We start from the raw sequence: 16,707 nt of genomic DNA, 5'->3' as shown, positions 1-16,707 counted from the left end.
CGGACGAGGAGGAACGTGGCGACCCGAGGCAACAGCAGAGGCGGAGCGAGCAAGGCGCGCACCGCCGCCAGCGCGATCCCGCAGGTTCCGTGGAACCAGGTGCGGTCCGCTCCCGTGGTCCTCGTCACCGGTTCCGAGGGGTTCCTCGCCGACCGTGCCGTGCGCACTCTGCGCGACGCGCTCAAGGCCGACGATCCGAGCCTGGAGATCAGCGACCTGCACGCGGGAGACTACGCGCCGGGGGAGCTGCTCACCCTCGCGAGCCCCTCCCTGTTCGGCGAGCCGCGGCTCATCCGGGTCGAGGCCGTCGAGAAGTGCAACGAGGCGTTCCTCGCCGACATGCTCGACTACCTCGAAGCCCCGGCCGACGGTACGGTCGTCACGCTCCGCCACGCGGGCGGTGTGCGCGGCAAGAAGCTGCTCGACGTCATCCGCTCCGGCAAGGGCGGCGGCATCGAGGTGGTCTGCGCCGAGCTGAAGAAGGACGCCGAGAAGTACGACTTCGCGCAGGCGGAGTTCGCGGCGGCCGGCCGCAAGGTGACCCCCGGCGCGCTCCGGGCGATCACCTCGGCGTTCTCGGACGACCTCGCGGAGCTCGCGGCCGCCTGCCAGCAGCTGCTCTCCGACTCGGCCGAGCAGATCACCGAGGCGACGGTCGACAAGTACTACGGCGGCCGCGTGGAGACCAACGCGTTCCAGGTGGCCGACGCCGCGATCGCCGGCCGCCACGGCGAGGCTCTCGTCACCATGCGTCATGCGCTCGCGTCCGGGGCGGACCCGGTACCGATGGTGGCCGCGTTCGCCAGCAAGATCCGCACCATGGCCAAGATCTCCGGCGCCCGCGGCGGCTCCGGCCAGTTGGCGCAGCAGTTCGGACTCGCGCCGTGGCAGGTCGACCGCGCCCGCCGCGACCTCCAGGGCTGGACGGAGGACGGCCTGGGCCGCTGCATCGAGCTGCTCGCCGAGACCGACGCCAACGTCAAGGGCGGCGGCCGCGACCCGGTGTTCGCCCTCGAGCGCATGATCCGCATCGTCAGCGCCCGCGGCCGCGACTGACGTATCCCGCGCTACCGTCGGTGCGACGGCGCCCGTTCGGAACGTCTGCGCCTGCTCGCCCCGCCGCATTCGTTCCGCCACACCGCACTCGCGCATTGATCCGGAACGTCTGCGGTGCAACGGAACGTCTGCGCCCGCTCGCCCCGCCGCATTCGTTCCGCCGCACCGCAGTCGCGCACGGCGCGCGGGCGGCCGAACGCACCGCAGACGCAGCGAGCCCCCACCCGGACTCGGTCCGGACGGGGGCTCGCTCGCGGCGCGGGACAGGTCCCGCGGACGGCCGTCGCTTAGAGCGCGGCGACCTGCTTGGCGATGGCCGACTTGCGGTTCGCCGCCTGGTTCTTGTGGATGACGCCCTTGCTGGCCGCCTTGTCGATCTTCTTCGCGGCGAGACGCAGCGCCGCGGTCGCCTTCTCCTTGTCGCCGGCGACGACGGCCTCACGGGTGGCGCGGATGGCGGTCTTGAGCTCGCTCTTGACGGCCTTGTTGCGCTCCTGCGCCTTCTTGTTGGTGCGGTTGCGCTTGATCTGCGACTTGATGTTTGCCACGAGTGGTCACTTTCGTTTCGTGATGAGTTAGGGATGTGCCGCTCAGCGGAGAGGGCGCCTTGCGGCGTTTCGTGCGGACACATCCACACGCAAGCCAACAAACCACTTTACCAGCGGTGGCCGTGTCCCGGCAAAACCGACGCCCCGGCGCGTTCCCGGGTCCGGATCAGACGCGTGCGGGGGCGTACGAGCCGACGAGCAGCTCCTCGGTCAGCGCCGGGCCGTTCGGCTCCCAGCCGAGGTCGATCCGCGCCTTGGCGCCACCCGCCTGCTGGTCGAGCAGCAGCGCCTCCGTGAGGCCCTCGCCGATCCGCGCAGCGGTTTCCTCGGCCGACTCCGCCACCACGCCGCCCGCGAGGGCCGCCGCCTCTGCGGCGACTTCGCCGAGCTCCCGCACCGTCGGGTTGTGCCCGCTGGCGCCGATGTAGACCGAGCCGGCGGCGCCGTGCTCGAGGGCCAGCACGTAGAGGGCCGCGAGGTCGTCGACGTGGACCGTCGCCCAGTGCTGCGAGCCGTCGCCGATGAGGCGAAGCGCGGGGGCGGCGCCCTCGGTGCGCGGCGCGTCCACGATGAGGTTCGGCAGTCCCTTGCCGTGGCCGTAGACGATCGAGGGGACGATGACGGTCCCGCGCACGCCGTCCGCTCCCAGCACGAGCGCCTCGGCCGTTCCGCGCCAGGCGGTCAGCGCCGGCGGGGCGACGGGAGACAGCTCGGTGATGTCGTCACTGCTGCCGTAGGTCCAGATGCCGCCGGTGTGGACGAACGGCGCGCCCGATCCGGCGAGCCCCGCGAGCACCGCGGGCACCAGCACCGCGTCGACGTGCTTCGACGAGGCGAGGTGGATGACGCCGTCGCTCTCGCGCGCCGCCCGCTCCACCAGGGCCGCGTCGGCCGCGTCGCCGACGAGGGCCGTGGCGCCGGCCGACCGAACGACGGCGGCCTTCTCCTCGTCGCGCACCAGCGCGGTCACGGTGTGGCCCTCGTCGAGGAGCCGGGGGAGGACGGAGGAGCCGATGAAGCCGGTCGCGCCGGTCAGGAGGATGTTCATACTTCTCCACAACGCGCTCGGCCGACGAGCATTCCACAGATCCGCTGGACGCGGTTCCCGCCCGATCGGCCGCGCGTAGGCTCGAGCCATGACTTCCACCACCTTCGCCATCGTCAACGGTTACGTCGTCCCGGTCTCCCAGGAGCCCATCGAGAACGGCGTCGTCCTCGTCCGGGACGGCGTCATCGAGGCGGTGGGCGGCGCGGACGACGTGCGGGTGCCCGACGACGCGACGGTCGTCGATGCCGCGGGCAAGTGGGTGCTCCCCGGCTTCATCGAGTCGCACGGCCACGTCGGCATCCATGAGGAGGCCAACGGTCCCGCGGGCGACGACACCAACGAGATGACCACGCCCAACACGGCCGCGGTCCGCGCGATCGACGCCATCAACATCGACGACGAGGGCTTCCGCGACGCCCTCTCCGGAGGTGTCACCTCCGTCGTCGTCAAGCCGGGCTCGGGCAACCCGATCGGTGGCCAGACGGTCGCCATCAAGACCTGGGGCGGTCGCACCATCGACGAGCAGGTGATCCGCGAGGCCGTCAGCGTGAAGTCGGCGCTCGGCGAGAACCCGAAGCGGGTCTACGGCGGCAAGAACCAGACGCCGAGCACGCGTCTCGGCGTCGCCATGATCATCCGCGAGGCCTTCGTCGCCGCCCAGAACTACCGCACCCAGCGACAGCACGCTCAGGTCGAGGGCAAGCCGTTCGACCGCGACCTGGCGAAGGAGACGCTGGTCCGGGTGCTCGAGGGCGAACTCGCCTGGGACCAGCACACCCACCGCCACGACGACATCGCCACGGCGCTTCGGCTCGCCGACGAGTTCGGCTACCGGCTGGTGGTCAACCACGGCACCGAGGCGCACAAGATCGCCGACGTGCTCGCCGAGCGCGACATCCCGGTGATCTTCGGTCCGATGTTCACCTCCCGGTCGAAGGTGGAGCTGCGCGACCGCGCGATCGCGAACCTCGCCACCCTCGCCGCGGCCGGCGTCCGGGTCGCCATCACGACGGACCACCCGGTCGTACCGATCAACTTCCTCGTCTACCAGGCCGCCCTCGCCGTGAAGGACGGGCTGCCCCGGCAGACCGCGCTGGAGGCGCTGACGGTCAACCCGGCCGCGTTCCTCCGCCTCGACGACCGGGTCGGCTCGCTGACCCCCGGGCTTGACGGCGACGTGGTCGTTTGGTCCGGAGACCCGCTGGATGTGAACTCGCGCGCCGAGCGCGTGTTCATCGGCGGTTCCGAGGTCTACCGCTGGGAGGACGGCGCCGCGCGCATCGTCGAGCGGTCCGAGCGCTTCGCCTGAGCTGAGGCGGGCAGTGGCCGGGGCGGGGTGCGCCCGGGCGACGAGCGTTCATGGGAGAATGGCCGGACGATGTCACCACGAGCTCTTCAGGCCCTCGAGCCCGCCGCGACCGACCCGGCCTCCCTCCGCAACTTCTGCATCATCGCGCATATCGACCACGGCAAGTCGACGCTGGCCGACCGCATGCTGCAGATAACCGGCGTGGTCTCCGATCGCGACATGCGGGCGCAGTACCTGGACCGCATGGACATCGAGCGCGAGCGCGGCATCACCATCAAGAGCCAGGCGGTCCGCATGCCGTGGCAGGTGGACGGTCAGACCTTCGCGCTCAACATGATCGACACCCCGGGCCACGTCGACTTCACCTACGAGGTCTCGCGGTCGCTCGCCGCGTGCGAGGGCGCCATCCTGCTGGTGGATGCGGCCCAGGGCATCGAGGCGCAGACGCTCGCCAACCTCTACCTGGCGCTCGAGAACGACCTGACCATCATCCCAGTGCTCAACAAGATCGACCTGCCCGCGGCCGACCCCGACAAGTACGCGGAAGAACTCGCGAGCCTGATCGGCGGCCGCCCGGAGGACGTGCTGCGCGTGTCCGGCAAGACCGGCATGGGCGTCGAGGCGCTGCTCGACCGGGTCGTCGCCGAGATCCCCGCCCCGGTCGGCGTCGCCGACGCACCCGCCCGCGCCATGATCTTCGACTCCGTCTACGACAGCTACCGCGGTGTCGTCACCTACGTCCGCATGGTCGACGGCAAGCTGCAGCCGCGCGAGCGCATCCAGATGATGTCGACGCGCGCCACCCACGAGATCCTCGAGATCGGCGTCTCCTCGCCGGAACCCACCCCGTCGAAGGGTCTCGGCGTCGGCGAGGTCGGCTACCTCATCACCGGCGTGAAGGACGTGCGCCAGTCCAAGGTCGGCGATACGATCACCAGCGCCGCGAAGCCCGCCACCGAGGCCCTCCCCGGTTACACCGAGCCCAAGCCCATGGTCTTCTCCGGGCTGTACCCGATCGACGGAAGCGACTACCCGGAGCTGCGCGAGGCGCTCGACAAGCTCAAACTGTCGGATGCGGCCCTCGTGTACGAGCCGGAGACCTCCGTCGCCCTCGGGTTCGGCTTCCGCTGCGGCTTCCTCGGCCTGCTGCACCTCGAGATCATCACAGAGCGGCTGTCCCGCGAGTTCGACCTCGACCTCATCACCACCGCGCCGAGCGTGATCTACGAGGTGACGACGGAGGACAAGAAGACCGTTACCGTCACCAACCCGAGCGAGTTCCCCGGCGGCAAGATCGAGAAGGTCGAGGAGCCGATCGTCAAGGCCGCCATCCTCGCGCCCAAGGACTACGTCGGAGTCATCATGGAGCTTTGCCAGAGCCGCCGCGGCTCCCTGCTCGGCATGGAGTACCTCGGCGAGGACCGCGTCGAGATCCGCTACACGATGCCGCTCGGCGAGATCGTCTTCGACTTCTTCGACCAGCTCAAGTCGAAGACCGCCGGCTACGCCTCCCTCGACTACGAGCCGTTCGGCGAGCAGGAGTCCGACCTCGTCAAGGTCGACATCCTGCTGCAGGGCGAGACGGTGGACGCGTTCAGCGCGATCGTGCACCGCGACAAGGCCTACGCCTACGGCACGATGATGGCGTCGCGCCTGCGCGAGCTCATCCCGCGCCAGCAGTTCGAGGTCCCGATCCAGGCGGCCATCGGCGCCCGCATCATCGCCCGCGAGAACATCCGCGCCATGCGCAAGGACGTCCTCGCGAAGTGCTACGGCGGCGATATCACGCGTAAGCGCAAGCTCCTCGAGAAGCAGAAGGAGGGCAAGAAGCGCATGAAGATGGTCGGCCGCGTCGAGGTCCCCCAGGAGGCATTCATCGCCGCGCTCTCCGGCGACACCGAGAAGTCCAAAGACGCCAAGAAATAGATCTTTGAAAGGTGAGGCGAATGGGACCCTATCGCTTCCAGATCGCGAGTGACGTCTCTACTCGGGATGGAATTGCGGTAGAGCTCGTCGACGCCAGCGGCGAGCGGCTGCTCGAGGTGTTCCGCGATGACGGGCATGATGGTGCGCTCACCTTCAATTCGTTCGGGACCGTCAGCGTGAGTTTCGATGCTGCCGCGAAGCTCGTTGAGCTCGCGCGCCAGAAGCTTGTCGACGCAGCACCGCCGGGGCTGTCGTCGTCTGCGCCTTTCGGCGACACCGAGAAGAAGGACAAGAAGTAGTCCTGCGCCGGCATCCGGAACCGGCGTTTCGCGAACCCGTCGCCCATGACGGAAGATGAGTACATGCGTCGCTCGACCTTCACCGACCAACCCGTCACGTACGGGGCGGTCGGCGGCACCCAGGCGGCCGACCTGCTGTACTACCCGCCGAAGGGCTACAAGCCGCTGGAGCGCAAGGTCCGGCTGGGCAGCGGCGACGAGCGCTTCGAGGCCGCGGCCACGGCGCTCATGGCCTGGGGCGTGCAGAAGGGGAGCGGCATCCTCGTCACCGACGTGCAGGAGGGCACCGGCGTCCAGTACGAGGGCGTCGAGTTCGGCCCGGACGGCACTCCGGTGCGGATGCGCGCCAACCGCACCGAGGAGGACGTCTTCGCCGACGACGGCACGCCGTTCGTGCGCAACGGGATGACCGCCGTGCTCAAGATCCCGTTCGGCCCGTTCAAGGTGTCCGCGCCGATCCGCGTGGTCTATGTCGTCGACGAGCCGCACCGCCGCGGCTTCGCCTACGGCACGCTGCACGGTCACCCGGAGAGCGGCGAGGAGCTGTTCCTGGTCGAGCAGCGCGACGACGGGACCGTGTGGTTCGTCCTGCGCGCCCTGTCGCGGCCGTCCAACGCGTTCTACCGGCTGACGTCGCCGGTCCTGTCGATGGTGCAGCGCCGCTACACGGCCCGCTACCTGCGCGCGCTCCACCCCGCGAGCTCCGCCTGATGCCGAGCATCCTGCCGGTCGGCGACCCGGCCCCGGCCGACGGACTGCTGCCCGCGTCCGCCGCCGAGGGCGCGGCCGAGCGCGACTTCGGCGTCTACCTGCACGTCCCGTTCTGCCGGGTGCGCTGCGGTTACTGCGACTTCAACACCTACACGGCCACCGAGCTGCGCGGTGTCTCCCAGTCCGACTACGCCGGGCACGCGGTGCGCGAGGTCGGGTTCGCGGCGGCGGCGCTCGAGGGCAGCGGACTGCCGGCGCGTCCCGTGTCGACCGTGTTCTTCGGCGGCGGCACCCCGACGCTGCTCCCGCCCGGCGACCTGGCGGCGATGCTCGGCGCGGTCCGCGACGCCTGGGGGCTGGCCGACGGCGCCGAGGTGACGACCGAGGCGAACCCGGACTCGGTCGATGCCGACGACCTGCGCCGGCTCGCCGACGCCGGCTTCACACGGGTGTCCTTCGGGATGCAGTCGGCCGTCCCGCACGTGCTCGAGACGCTGGAGCGCACGCACGACCCGGCGCGCATCCCGCTGGTCGTCGGGTGGGCGCGCGACGCCGGGCTGCAGGTGAGCCTCGACCTGATCTACGGGACGCCGGGGGAGTCGCTCGACGACTGGTCGCGCAGCCTCGACACGGCGCTCGCGTGCGCGCCCGACCATCTGTCGGCGTACGCGCTCATCGTCGAGCCCGGCACGAAGCTGGCGCGGCAGATCCGCTCCGGGCAGGTTCCCGAGCCCGACGACGACCTCGAAGCCGACATGTACGAGCTGGCGGACGCGCGGCTCGCCGAGGCCGGCTACGACTGGTACGAGGTGAGCAACTGGGCGACGGACACGGCCCACCGCTCCCGGCACAACCTCGCGTACTGGCTCGGCCACGACTGGTGGGGCGTCGGCCCCGGCGCGCACAGCCATGTCGGCGGCGTGCGCTGGTGGAACGTGAAGCATCCCGCCGCCTACGCCCAGCGCGTGCTGGCGGGGGAGTCGCCCGCGGCCGGGCGGGAGACGCTCGACGCCGAGACGCGCCAGGTGGAGCGTGTGCTGCTGCTCAGCCGCATCCGCGACGGACTCGGGGTCGACGAACTCCGAGAGGCCGGCCGTCGAGAGGTGCCCGGCCTCATCGCCGACGGTCTGGTGGACGGGCGCGCCGCCCTGCGCGGGTCGATCGTGCTGACGCAGCGCGGCCGGCTGCTGGCGGACGCGGTGGTGCGGCGACTGCTGGCGGAGGACGTCGCCCAGCCTCAAGACTCGGCGCCGGTCGAGATCGCCCGGCGGACATGAGAAGCCGCCCCCGCGGATCTCATCGATCCCGCGGGGGCGGCTCCGTCCGAGCGCGTCGGGTCAGCTGACGAACTTGATCGCGATCGGGTAGGTGTAGAACTCACCCTGGTTGGCTTTCACCGCGGCGATGATGCTGAACACGATGTTCAGCACCCAGGCCGCCAGGATGATGAAGATGCCGACCACGACGATCGACAGGATGCCGCCGACGACGTAGGCGATGAAGATCGTGATCTGGAAGTTCAGCGCGGTCGCCGAGTGGGCGCGCACGAACGGACCGCGGTCCTTCAGCACCAGGTACCCGATGAGGGCGGGGATCCAGTTGAACAGGATGCCCCCGATCTGGATCAGGGTGGCCCAGAGCTTCTCGTCGGCGGGGCTCAGCTGCTGCGCTCTGCCACCGTAGGGCTGCTGGGGCGGCGGGGGCGGGGGTGTCGCGGACATCGTTCTGTTCTCCTCTGTACATGGGCAGGGGTGGACATGGTCGCCCCCAGCCTAGGGCTCGCATCCCGAAACTGAAAAGAGCCTGAACGCTCCGCTACTTGATGAACCGGAAGTTCACCGGGTAGCGGTAGGTGCCGCCGCCGTTCACCCGCACGAAGCCGAGGATCGAGAACACGAGGTTCACGATGTACAGCGCCCACGGGATGAGCAGGCCGAACAGCAGGTAGCCGACGCCGTAGGTGAAGCTGCCGATGATGATCCCGATCACCTGCGAGGCCACCCAGGCGATGATCCAGGTGATCTGCCAGTTGAGGGCTTCCTTGGCCTCCTGGTCGGTCAGCCGGCCGCGGTCCTTGAACACCAGCCAGATGATGAGCGAGGGGAGGAACCACAGGATGCCGCCGAGGTGGGCGAAGGCCGCCCACTGCTTGTCCTGCGCGGCGTCGAGCGGGGCAGCGGCGGCGGATGGCGCGTACGGCTGCTGCGGGCCGCCGGCGGGCTGAGCGTAGGGCTGCTGCGGGGGCACGGCTCCCGGCTGCGGCGGGACCCCGGCGTTGGGGTCGTTGGGCTGGTTCGGGTCTGACATGTGCGGAACCCTTTCGTGATCGGCTGCGGCGCTGCCGAGCCGGTGCACATACGGTACTGCGACCGTGTCACAGCCAGCAATCATCCGGCGCGCGTTTCTGCGCGGTAGGATTGGCACTCAGGAACCACGAGTGCTAAATCGGTCGACGGGAGGCGGAGATGGTCTCGGAACGCAGCCTTGAGGTGCTGCGCGTCATCGTGCAGGACTACGTCGCGTCGCGGGAGCCGGTCGGCTCCAAGAGCATCGTCGAGCGGCACTCCTTCGGGGTGTCGGCGGCGACCATCCGCAACGACATGGCGCTGCTGGAGGAGGAGGAGCTGATCGCGGCCCCGCACACCTCCTCGGGCCGCGTCCCCACCGACAAGGGCTACCGGCTCTTCGTCGACCACCTGGCCGAGGTGCGCCCGCTCAGCTCCGCGCAGCGGACGGCGATCGAGACGTTCCTCGGAGCGTCGGCCGACTTCGACGACGTGCTGTCGCGCACGGTCCGTCTGCTGTCGCAGCTGACCAACCAGGTCGCACTGGTGCAGTACCCGTCGGTGGCGCGCTCGCGCATCCGGCACATCGAGCTGGTGTCGCTGGCCCCGCGCCGGCTGCTGAGCGTGCTCATCACCGACTCGGGCGCCGTCGAGCAGCGCGTGATCGAGCCGGCGACCGAGCTGACCGACGAGGATGTGGCGGAGATCCGCGGCGCGATCAACGGCGCCGCGGCCGGCCTGACGCTCGGCGAGGCGACCGCCCGGCTCAAGGAGCTGCCGGAGGCCCTGACCGAGCGCACGCGCGCCCTTGTGGAGCCGGTGGCCAGCGCCCTGCTCGACCAGATCGCCGCCAACCGGCAGGAGAAGCTGGTGATGGCGGGCGCCGCCAACCTGGTGCGCACCGAGCTCGACTTCCCGGGCAGCATCACCCCGGTGCTGGAGGCGATCGAGGAGCAGGTGGTGCTGCTGCGCCTGTTCGACGAGATGGCGACCGACCAGCACGGCGTCGCCGTCAGCATCGGGCGCGAGAACGCCGGCTTCGGGCTGACGGAAGCATCCGTCCTCTCCAGCGGTTACAGTGCCGCGGGGTCGGATGTCGCCCGCGTGGGCCTGCTCGGCCCGCTCCGCATGGACTACTCGGGCAACATGGCGGCCGTCCGGGCCGTCGCCCGCTACCTCTCCCGGCTGCTCGGCGACCAGTAGGCCGCCGGAAGCGAAGAACAGCGAACGATCGAAGTAAGGAACAGCCCACGTGGCCGACCACTATGAAGTCCTCGGCGTCGAGCGCGACGCCAGCCCCGACGAGATCAAGAAGGCGTACCGCCGGCTCGCGCGCGAGCTGCACCCGGACGTGAACCCGAGCGCCGAGGCGCAGGAGCGGTTCAAGCTGGTGACGCATGCCTATGACGTGCTCAGCGACCCGCAGCAGCGGCAGCAGTACGACCTCGGGGGCTCCGGCGGGTTCGGCGGTGGCGGGAGCGCCGACTTCGCGGGCTTCAGCGATATCTTCGAGACCTTCTTCGGCGGAGGGGGCGGCCAGGGACGCGGCCCGCGCTCCCGGCGCGAGCGCGGCCAGGATGCCCTGCTGCGCGTGGAGGTCGACCTCGACGAGGTCATCTTCGGCACCCACCGCGACCTCGAGGTCGACACGGCCGTCGTCTGCGAGACGTGCAACGGCTCGTGCTGCCAGCCGGGCACCCACCCGGTGACGTGCGACATCTGCCACGGGACCGGCAGCATCCAGCGCTCGGTGCGCTCGCTGCTCGGCAACGTGATGACCTCGAGCCCCTGCGGCACCTGCCGCGGTTACGGCACGGTCATCGCGACGCCGTGCGTCACCTGCCAGGGTCAGGGCCGCGTGCGCGCCCGCCGAACGGTGCCGGTCGACATCCCCGCCGGCGTCGACACGGGCCTGCGCCTGCAGATGCCCGGCAGCGGCGAGGCCGGCCCCGCAGGCGGCCCGAACGGCGACCTGTACCTCGAGATCAAGGTGAAGCACCACGAGGTGTTCAGCCGCGACGGCGACGACCTGCTCTGCACGCTGGAGCTGTCGATGACGGATGCCATCCTCGGCACCACCGCGACGGTGAAGGCCCTCGACGGCGACATCCGGCTGGAGCTGAAGCCGGGGACGCAGTCCGCCGACATCGTCACGGTCAAGGACCGCGGCATCACGCACCTGCGCGGCTCCGGCCGCGGCGACCTGCGGGTCGGCATCCAGGTGGTCACGCCCACGAAGCTCGACCACAAGGAGAAGGAGCTGATCAAGAAGTTCGCGGCCACCCACAAGCCGCAGGAGCCGTCGCTCGCGCGCTTCCAGCAGGGCCTGTTCGCGAAGCTGCGCGACCGCTTCCTCCACCTGTAGCCCGGCGATGGCGTCCCTCTATCTGCGCGAGGACCTCGAGGACGTCGAGGTCGGCGCCCGGCTGTCCCTCACCGGAGCCGAGGCCAAGCACGCGGCGACCGTGAACCGCACGCGGCCGGGGGAGTCGGTGCTGATCGGGAACGGCCGCGGCCTCGTCGCCTCCGGAGAAGTCATCGAGGCGACCAACGCCGAGCTGACGATCGACGTGGAGGCGGTCTCGCGCGTCGAGCGACCCGCGCCGACGATCACGCTCGTGCAGGCGCTGGCGAAGGGCGACCGCGACGAGCTCGCGGTGCAGGCGGCCACGGAGCTCGGCGTGGACGCGGTGGTGCCGTGGGCCGCGTCCCGCTCGGTCTCCCGCTGGGAGGGCGCGAAGGTGGCGAAGGGCCGCGAGCGCTGGGCGACCATCGTGCGCGAGGCGGCCAAGCAGTCCATCCGCGCGTGGACGCCCGAGGTGCGGGAGCTGGCGACGACGAAGCAGGTCGCGGCGCTGGCCGCGGGCGCACGGGTGCTCGTGCTCGAGCCGGACGCGGAGGCGGCGCTGACGGCCGTCGTTCCGGACGGCCGCGACCTGGTGCTCGTCGTGGGCCCGGAGGGCGGCATCGCGCCGCAGGAGCTGGACGCCTTCCGCGCGGCCGGCGCAGAGCTGGTGCGACTGGGCGGGACGGTGCTGCGCACCTCGACCGCGGGACCCGCGGCCCTCGCCGTGCTGAACGCGGCGCTCGGCCGCTGGTGACGCGCCCGATTCGTGACGAACGGCCGCGATTCGTGGCGAACGGAGACCATTCGTCACGAACCGCGCGGGCATGACGCCGAGAGCGGACACCCCGCCCGCTGTCGGCGCACGCGAATAGGATGGGGGACATGGCAGAGACGGAACCTTCGATCTTCTCGCGCATCATCGCGGGCGAGATCCCGGCCGACGTGGTGTTCGACTCGGAGCGCATCATCGCGTTCCGCGACATCGCGCCGCAGGCGCCGGTGCACCTGCTCGTGGTGCCGAAGACGGAGCAGTACCGCGACGTCACCGAGCTCGCGGCGGGCGACCCGGAGCTGCTCGCCGAGCTCGTCGCCACAGCGAAGCGGCTGGCCGACGAGCACTCCGACGGCGACTTCCGTCTCGTCTTCAACACCGGCGCGGGCGCGGGTCAGACCGTGTTCCACGTCCACGCCCACGTCCTCAGCGCCAACGGTGGGGGACACAGCCTCCAGGAAGGAACACTTGGCCAACTCTGAAGCCACCCAGGGCCCGTCGAACGCGGGAGAGCAGGGCGCCGAGGCGCGCCTGAGCGTCGACGGCGTCCAGATGGTCCGCTTGCTCGGGCCGCAGGACCGCCTGCTCACCACGCTCGAGCGGCAGTATCCGCTCGTGAACGTCCACGTGCGCGGCAACGAGATCACGCTCACCGGCGACGCGACCCAGGTGGGCGCGGCGCAGCGCCTCGTGGAGGAGCTGCTGCAGATGGTGCGCAACGGCCAGGAGCTCTCGCCCGCCGAGGTCACGAGCTCCGCCCGCATGCTCGGCACCGACCTCAACCTGAGCCCGTCCGACGTGCTCGGGCAGGCCATCCTGACCGCGCGCGGCAAGAGCATCCGCCCGAAGACCCTCGGCCAGAGCCGGTACGTCGACGCGATCGACCACAACACCATCGTGTTCGGGATCGGACCCGCCGGTACAGGCAAGACCTACCTCGCCATGGCCAAGGCCGTGCAGGCGCTGCAGCGCAAGGAGGTCAACCGCATCATCCTCACGCGTCCCGCGGTCGAGGCGGGGGAGCGGCTGGGCTACCTGCCCGGCACGCTGACCGACAAGATCGACCCGTACCTGCGGCCGCTCTACGACGCGCTCAACGAGATGATGGACCCGGACCTCGTCCCGAAGCTGCTCGCGGCGGGCACGATCGAGGTCGCGCCGCTGGCGTACATGCGCGGCCGCACCCTGAACGACTCGTTCATCATCCTCGACGAGGCGCAGAACACGACGCCGGAGCAGATGAAGATGTTCCTGACGCGTCTCGGCTTCAACTCCAAGATGGTCGTCACCGGCGACATCACGCAGGTCGACCTGCCCAACGCGGCGAGCGGCCTCCGGCTGGTGACGCGCGTGCTGAACGACATCGACGACATCCACTTCGCCCGCCTCGGCAGCGAGGACGTCGTCCGCCACAGCCTGGTCGGCCGGATCGTGGACGCCTACACCGAGTACGACGCCAAGCAGCAGGCCCGCCGGTTCGAGCGCGACCAGGCGGCCGAGTTCGCCAACCGCGCCGAGCGGCGCTCGGCCATTCCGCGAGACCACCTCCCGAAGCGACGATAAGGGCCGCCGTGAGCATCGAGATCAACAACGAGTCGACCATCGAGGTGGACGAGTCCGCCCTGCAGCGGCTCGCCGCGTACGCGTTCGACATCCTCCACGTGCACCCGGACGCCGAGCTCGCGATCGTGCTCGTCGACGAGGCCGCCATGGAGCAGCTGCACGTGCAGTGGATGGACGAGCCCGGCCCGACCGACGTGCTCAGCTTCCCGATGGACGAGCTGCGCCCCGGCACCGAGGAGGAGCCGTCGCCCGCGGGCCTGCTCGGCGATGTCGTGCTGTGCCCGCAGGTCGCCCAGGTGCAGGCGGAGACCGCCGGCCACACGCTGCAGGACGAGCTGCTCCTGCTCACCACGCACGGCATCCTGCACCTGCTCGGGTTCGACCACGCCGAGCCGGCCGAGGAGCGCGAGATGTTCGCCATCCAGCGCGACATCCTCGTCGGCTTCGGGCGCTACGACCGACAGCGCTAGGACCTGAGATGCTGCAGGCGCTGTTCTTCATCGTCGCGTTCCTGCTGGTGGCCTTCGGCGGTCTCATGGCGGCCGTCGATTCGGCCCTCGGCGTGCAGTCGCGCGGCGACCTCTCCGACCTGGCAGAGACCTCCCGCGCGAAGAAGTCGCTGCTCGCGATCTCGCAGGACCCGGGCGCCTACCAGAACGCCGTCGGGTTCACCCGTCTCCTCGCCGAGACCACCGCGGCGGTGCTCGTAACGCTCGCCTTCGAGCAGATCTTCGAGCAGTGGTGGGTCTCTCTCATCCTCGCCGCCCTGATCATGACGGCCGTGTCGTTCGTGCTGGTCGGGGTCAGCCCGCGGAGCGTCGGACGGGCCAACTCGACCGTGCTGCTGCGCCTCTCCGCTCCGATCGTGCGGTTCGTCCGGGTCGTGCTCGGCCCGATCCCCGGCGGACTCGTGGCCCTCGGCAACCGGGTGACGCCGTCGCGTGCCCGGTCGGCACCGGTGACCAGCGAGGAGCAGCTGCTGTCGATCGTCGACGAGGCCACCGAGTTCGACGTGCTCGAGGAGGACGACCGCGAGCTCATCCACTCGATCTTCGAGTTCAACGCGACGGTCGTGCGCGAGGTGATGATCCCGCGTACCGACATGAAGACCGTGGACTCGACGGCCGGGCTCGGCACCGCCATGGGCCTGTTCTTCTCCACCGGCGTCTCGCGGATGCCGGTGATCGACGGGGGCGACCCGGACGAGGTGGTCGGCATCCTGTACCTCCGCGACGCCGCGAAGCTCAGCTACGAGCGACCGCTCGGCGCCGACGAGCTCACCGTGCGCGAGCTCGCCCGCCCCGCCCTGTTCGTGCCCGAGTCGCAGAAGGCCGACGCGCTGCTCGCGCAGATGCAGCGCGAGTCCAACCACCTGGCCATGGTCGTCGACGAGTACGGCGGCATCGCCGGCCTTGTGACGCTCGAGGACCTCATCGAGGAGCTGGTGGGCGACATCTCGGACGAGTACGACCACGAGGTCGCCCTCATCCAGCCGCTGCCGGAGGGTGGCTACCGCATCGCCACCCGGCTGCCGATCGACGACCTGGGGGAGCTGTTCGACCTGGAGATCGAGGACGAGGACGTCGACAGCGTCGGCGGTCTCGTCACCAAGGCGCTCGGCCGGCTGCCCGAGGTCGGCTCGACCGTCACCGTGCACGGCCTGCGGTTCACCGTCGACCGGATCGAGGGCCGGCACAAGCACGTCGCCACCGTGCTCGTCGAGCGCGATGTCGCGCTGCTGCCGGAGGGCGACGCACCGACAAGCCCGGTGCCGCACGCCGGCGACCGCCAGCCCGACCGCCACGGCGACCGCAGGGCCGCCGACCGTCACGCCGACCGTCACGCCGACCACCGCCACACCACCCAGGAGACCAGATCGTGACCGACTACCACGCCGGATTCGTCTCATTCGTCGGCCGACCGAACGTCGGCAAGTCGACGCTGACCAACGCGCTCGTGGGCGAGAAGGTCGCCATCACCAGCTCCAAGCCGCAGACCACCCGCCGGGCCATCCGCGGCATCGTGCACCAGAAGGACGGCCAGCTGATCCTCGTGGACACCCCGGGCATCCACCGCCCGCGCACCCTGCTCGGCGAGCGGCTCAACACGCTCGTGCAGTCGACGCTCGGCGATGTGGACGTGATCGGCTTCTGCGTGCCGGCCGACGAGAAGATCGGGCCGGGCGACCGCTTCATCAACGAGCAGCTGGACGCGTACCCGCGGGCCAAGAAGGTGGCGATCGTCACCAAGGTCGACGCTGCGGGCAAGGCGCAGGTCGCCGAGCAGCTCCTCGCCGTTTCGGCACTGCGCGAGTGGGAGGCGATCGTGCCGGTCTCGGCGGCGAGCCGCATCCAGCTGGAGACCCTGAGGTCGGAGCTGATGAAGCTGCTTCCGACCTCCGAGGCGCCGCTCTACCCCGACGAGGCGATCACCGACGAGGGCCTGGAGGACCGCATCGCCGAGTTCATCCGCGAGGCCGTGCTCGAGGGCGTCGAGGACGAGCTGCCGCACTCGCTCGCCGTCACCATCGACGACATCGTCGAGCGCGACGACAAAGACCTCGTGGAGGTCTACGCCAACCTCTTCGTCGAGCGCGACAGCCAGAAGGCGATCGTCATCGGCAAGGGCGGCAGCCGCATCCGCGACGTCGGGGCGGCGGCGCGCGGACCGATCGAGAAGCTCCTCGGCCGGCACGTGTTCCTGTCGATCCGCGTGAAGGTCGCGAAGGACTGGCAGCGCGATCCGAAGCAGCTCGGCCGCCTCGGCTTCTGAGCCGGCGGCGGCCGGGCGGCCGTACATCCGGAGGATGATTCCGCGGTCCGGATGCCGGTCGCCGCGCGCCC

At 70.4% G+C, this 16,707-nt stretch carries 18 protein-coding genes; 14 read left to right on the top strand and 4 right to left on the bottom strand.

Features of this window, described 5'->3' with window-relative positions; all coding sequences use genetic code 11:
* Positions 1-15: 15 nt before the first annotated feature.
* Positions 16-1,056 carry a DNA polymerase III subunit delta gene (holA, locus tag P5G59_RS03825; RefSeq protein WP_301216156.1) on the top strand — a complete coding sequence of 347 codons (1,041 nt, stop codon included), beginning with the start codon at positions 16-18 and terminating at the stop codon, positions 1,054-1,056.
* A gap of 287 nt (positions 1,057-1,343) precedes the next feature.
* Here holA and rpsT read toward each other — a convergent pair whose 3' ends face one another.
* Positions 1,344-1,604, bottom strand: coding sequence for a 30S ribosomal protein S20 (gene rpsT, locus P5G59_RS03820; protein WP_064109082.1), 261 nt, complete (start codon positions 1,602-1,604; stop codon positions 1,344-1,346).
* Positions 1,605-1,770: 166 nt separating this feature from the next.
* Positions 1,771-2,652 carry an NAD-dependent epimerase/dehydratase family protein gene (locus P5G59_RS03815; protein ID WP_301216152.1) on the bottom strand — a complete coding sequence of 294 codons (882 nt, stop codon included), beginning with the start codon at positions 2,650-2,652 and terminating at the stop codon, positions 1,771-1,773.
* An 88-nt stretch (positions 2,653-2,740) separates the two neighbouring features.
* Between P5G59_RS03815 and P5G59_RS03810 the strand changes: the two genes are divergently transcribed.
* From P5G59_RS03810 to hemW, 5 genes are all read left to right on the top strand, one after another.
* The gene (locus P5G59_RS03810; RefSeq protein WP_301216150.1) at positions 2,741-3,961 is read left to right on the top strand and encodes an amidohydrolase; all 1,221 of its coding nucleotides are present in this window, start codon (positions 2,741-2,743) and stop codon (positions 3,959-3,961) included.
* Between the two features lie 69 nt (positions 3,962-4,030).
* A complete protein-coding gene (lepA, locus tag P5G59_RS03805) occupies positions 4,031-5,887 on the top strand; it encodes a translation elongation factor 4 (protein WP_301216148.1) in 1,857 nt (618 codons plus the stop codon).
* A 20-nt stretch (positions 5,888-5,907) separates the two neighbouring features.
* A complete protein-coding gene (locus P5G59_RS03800) occupies positions 5,908-6,186 on the top strand; it encodes a hypothetical protein (RefSeq protein ID WP_301216146.1) in 279 nt (92 codons plus the stop codon).
* 45 nt (positions 6,187-6,231) lie between these two features.
* Positions 6,232-6,897: a DUF1990 domain-containing protein gene (locus P5G59_RS03795; protein WP_301216144.1), complete on the top strand. Its 666-nt coding sequence runs from the start codon at positions 6,232-6,234 to the stop codon at positions 6,895-6,897.
* Positions 6,897-8,174 carry a radical SAM family heme chaperone HemW gene (hemW, locus tag P5G59_RS03790; protein ID WP_301216142.1) on the top strand — a complete coding sequence of 426 codons (1,278 nt, stop codon included), beginning with the start codon at positions 6,897-6,899 and terminating at the stop codon, positions 8,172-8,174. Before P5G59_RS03795 ends, hemW begins: the two co-directional genes overlap by 1 nt.
* 60 nt (positions 8,175-8,234) lie before the next feature.
* On the opposite strand, the gene P5G59_RS03785 is transcribed toward hemW, so the two are convergent.
* Both P5G59_RS03785 and P5G59_RS03780 read right to left on the bottom strand, forming a co-directional pair.
* On the bottom strand, positions 8,235-8,618 hold the full coding sequence (locus P5G59_RS03785; RefSeq protein WP_301216140.1) for a DUF4870 domain-containing protein: 384 nt from the start codon (positions 8,616-8,618) through the stop codon (positions 8,235-8,237).
* A gap of 94 nt (positions 8,619-8,712) precedes the next feature.
* A complete protein-coding gene (locus tag P5G59_RS03780) occupies positions 8,713-9,204 on the bottom strand; it encodes a magnetosome magnetite crystal formation protein family (RefSeq protein ID WP_301216137.1) in 492 nt (163 codons plus the stop codon).
* Positions 9,205-9,362: 158 nt separating this feature from the next.
* Here P5G59_RS03780 and hrcA point away from each other — a divergent pair, with 158 nt between their 5' ends.
* From hrcA to era, 8 genes are all read left to right on the top strand, one after another.
* Positions 9,363-10,385, top strand: a complete 1,023-nt coding sequence (hrcA, locus tag P5G59_RS03775) for a heat-inducible transcriptional repressor HrcA (RefSeq protein WP_301216135.1) — start codon at positions 9,363-9,365, stop codon at positions 10,383-10,385.
* Between the two features lie 49 nt (positions 10,386-10,434).
* Positions 10,435-11,547: a molecular chaperone DnaJ gene (dnaJ, locus tag P5G59_RS03770; RefSeq protein ID WP_301216133.1), complete on the top strand. Its 1,113-nt coding sequence runs from the start codon at positions 10,435-10,437 to the stop codon at positions 11,545-11,547.
* A 7-nt stretch (positions 11,548-11,554) separates the two neighbouring features.
* A complete protein-coding gene (locus P5G59_RS03765) occupies positions 11,555-12,283 on the top strand; it encodes a 16S rRNA (uracil(1498)-N(3))-methyltransferase (protein ID WP_301216131.1) in 729 nt (242 codons plus the stop codon).
* A gap of 128 nt (positions 12,284-12,411) precedes the next feature.
* On the top strand, positions 12,412-12,783 hold the full coding sequence (locus P5G59_RS03760) for a histidine triad nucleotide-binding protein (RefSeq protein ID WP_301216129.1): 372 nt from the start codon (positions 12,412-12,414) through the stop codon (positions 12,781-12,783).
* Positions 12,770-13,864, top strand: a complete 1,095-nt coding sequence (locus P5G59_RS03755; RefSeq protein ID WP_435871234.1) for a PhoH family protein — start codon at positions 12,770-12,772, stop codon at positions 13,862-13,864. Before P5G59_RS03760 ends, P5G59_RS03755 begins: the two co-directional genes overlap by 14 nt.
* Positions 13,865-13,872: 8 nt before the next feature.
* Positions 13,873-14,334 (top strand): rRNA maturation RNase YbeY, encoded by a 462-nt coding sequence (ybeY, locus tag P5G59_RS03750; RefSeq protein WP_175336050.1) that lies wholly within the window; start codon positions 13,873-13,875, stop codon positions 14,332-14,334.
* An 8-nt stretch (positions 14,335-14,342) separates the two neighbouring features.
* Positions 14,343-15,746, top strand: coding sequence for a hemolysin family protein (locus P5G59_RS03745; protein ID WP_301216126.1), 1,404 nt, complete (start codon positions 14,343-14,345; stop codon positions 15,744-15,746).
* Positions 15,743-16,636: a GTPase Era gene (gene era, locus P5G59_RS03740; RefSeq protein ID WP_301216124.1), complete on the top strand. Its 894-nt coding sequence runs from the start codon at positions 15,743-15,745 to the stop codon at positions 16,634-16,636. Before P5G59_RS03745 ends, era begins: the two co-directional genes overlap by 4 nt.
* Positions 16,637-16,707: the final 71 nt, after the last annotated feature.

It is taken from the genome of Leifsonia virtsii, assembly GCF_030433675.1.
In the GTDB taxonomy this organism is placed as follows: domain Bacteria; phylum Actinomycetota; class Actinomycetes; order Actinomycetales; family Microbacteriaceae; genus Leifsonia; species Leifsonia virtsii.
Note: the sequence above shows the minus strand (reverse complement) of the source record. Positions and strands in the feature narration are given on the sequence as shown.

Excerpts from the sequence above, each read along its gene's own strand:
- P5G59_RS03815 (WP_301216152.1), bottom strand. The coding sequence starts at position 2,652 with ATGAACATCCTCCTGACCGGCGCGACCGGCTTCATCGGCTCCTCCGTC.
- P5G59_RS03810 (WP_301216150.1), top strand. The coding sequence starts at position 2,741 with ATGACTTCCACCACCTTCGCCATCGTCAACGGTTACGTCGTCCCGGTC.
- lepA (WP_301216148.1), top strand. The coding sequence starts at position 4,031 with ATGTCACCACGAGCTCTTCAGGCCCTCGAGCCCGCCGCGACCGACCCG.
- P5G59_RS03800 (WP_301216146.1), top strand. The coding sequence starts at position 5,908 with ATGGGACCCTATCGCTTCCAGATCGCGAGTGACGTCTCTACTCGGGAT.
- P5G59_RS03795 (WP_301216144.1), top strand. The coding sequence starts at position 6,232 with ATGACGGAAGATGAGTACATGCGTCGCTCGACCTTCACCGACCAACCC.
- hemW (WP_301216142.1), top strand. The coding sequence starts at position 6,897 with ATGCCGAGCATCCTGCCGGTCGGCGACCCGGCCCCGGCCGACGGACTG.
- P5G59_RS03785 (WP_301216140.1), bottom strand. The coding sequence starts at position 8,618 with ATGTCCGCGACACCCCCGCCCCCGCCGCCCCAGCAGCCCTACGGTGGC.
- P5G59_RS03780 (WP_301216137.1), bottom strand. The coding sequence starts at position 9,204 with ATGTCAGACCCGAACCAGCCCAACGACCCCAACGCCGGGGTCCCGCCG.
- hrcA (WP_301216135.1), top strand. The coding sequence starts at position 9,363 with ATGGTCTCGGAACGCAGCCTTGAGGTGCTGCGCGTCATCGTGCAGGAC.
- P5G59_RS03765 (WP_301216131.1), top strand. The coding sequence starts at position 11,555 with ATGGCGTCCCTCTATCTGCGCGAGGACCTCGAGGACGTCGAGGTCGGC.
- P5G59_RS03760 (WP_301216129.1), top strand. The coding sequence starts at position 12,412 with ATGGCAGAGACGGAACCTTCGATCTTCTCGCGCATCATCGCGGGCGAG.
- P5G59_RS03745 (WP_301216126.1), top strand. The coding sequence starts at position 14,343 with ATGCTGCAGGCGCTGTTCTTCATCGTCGCGTTCCTGCTGGTGGCCTTC.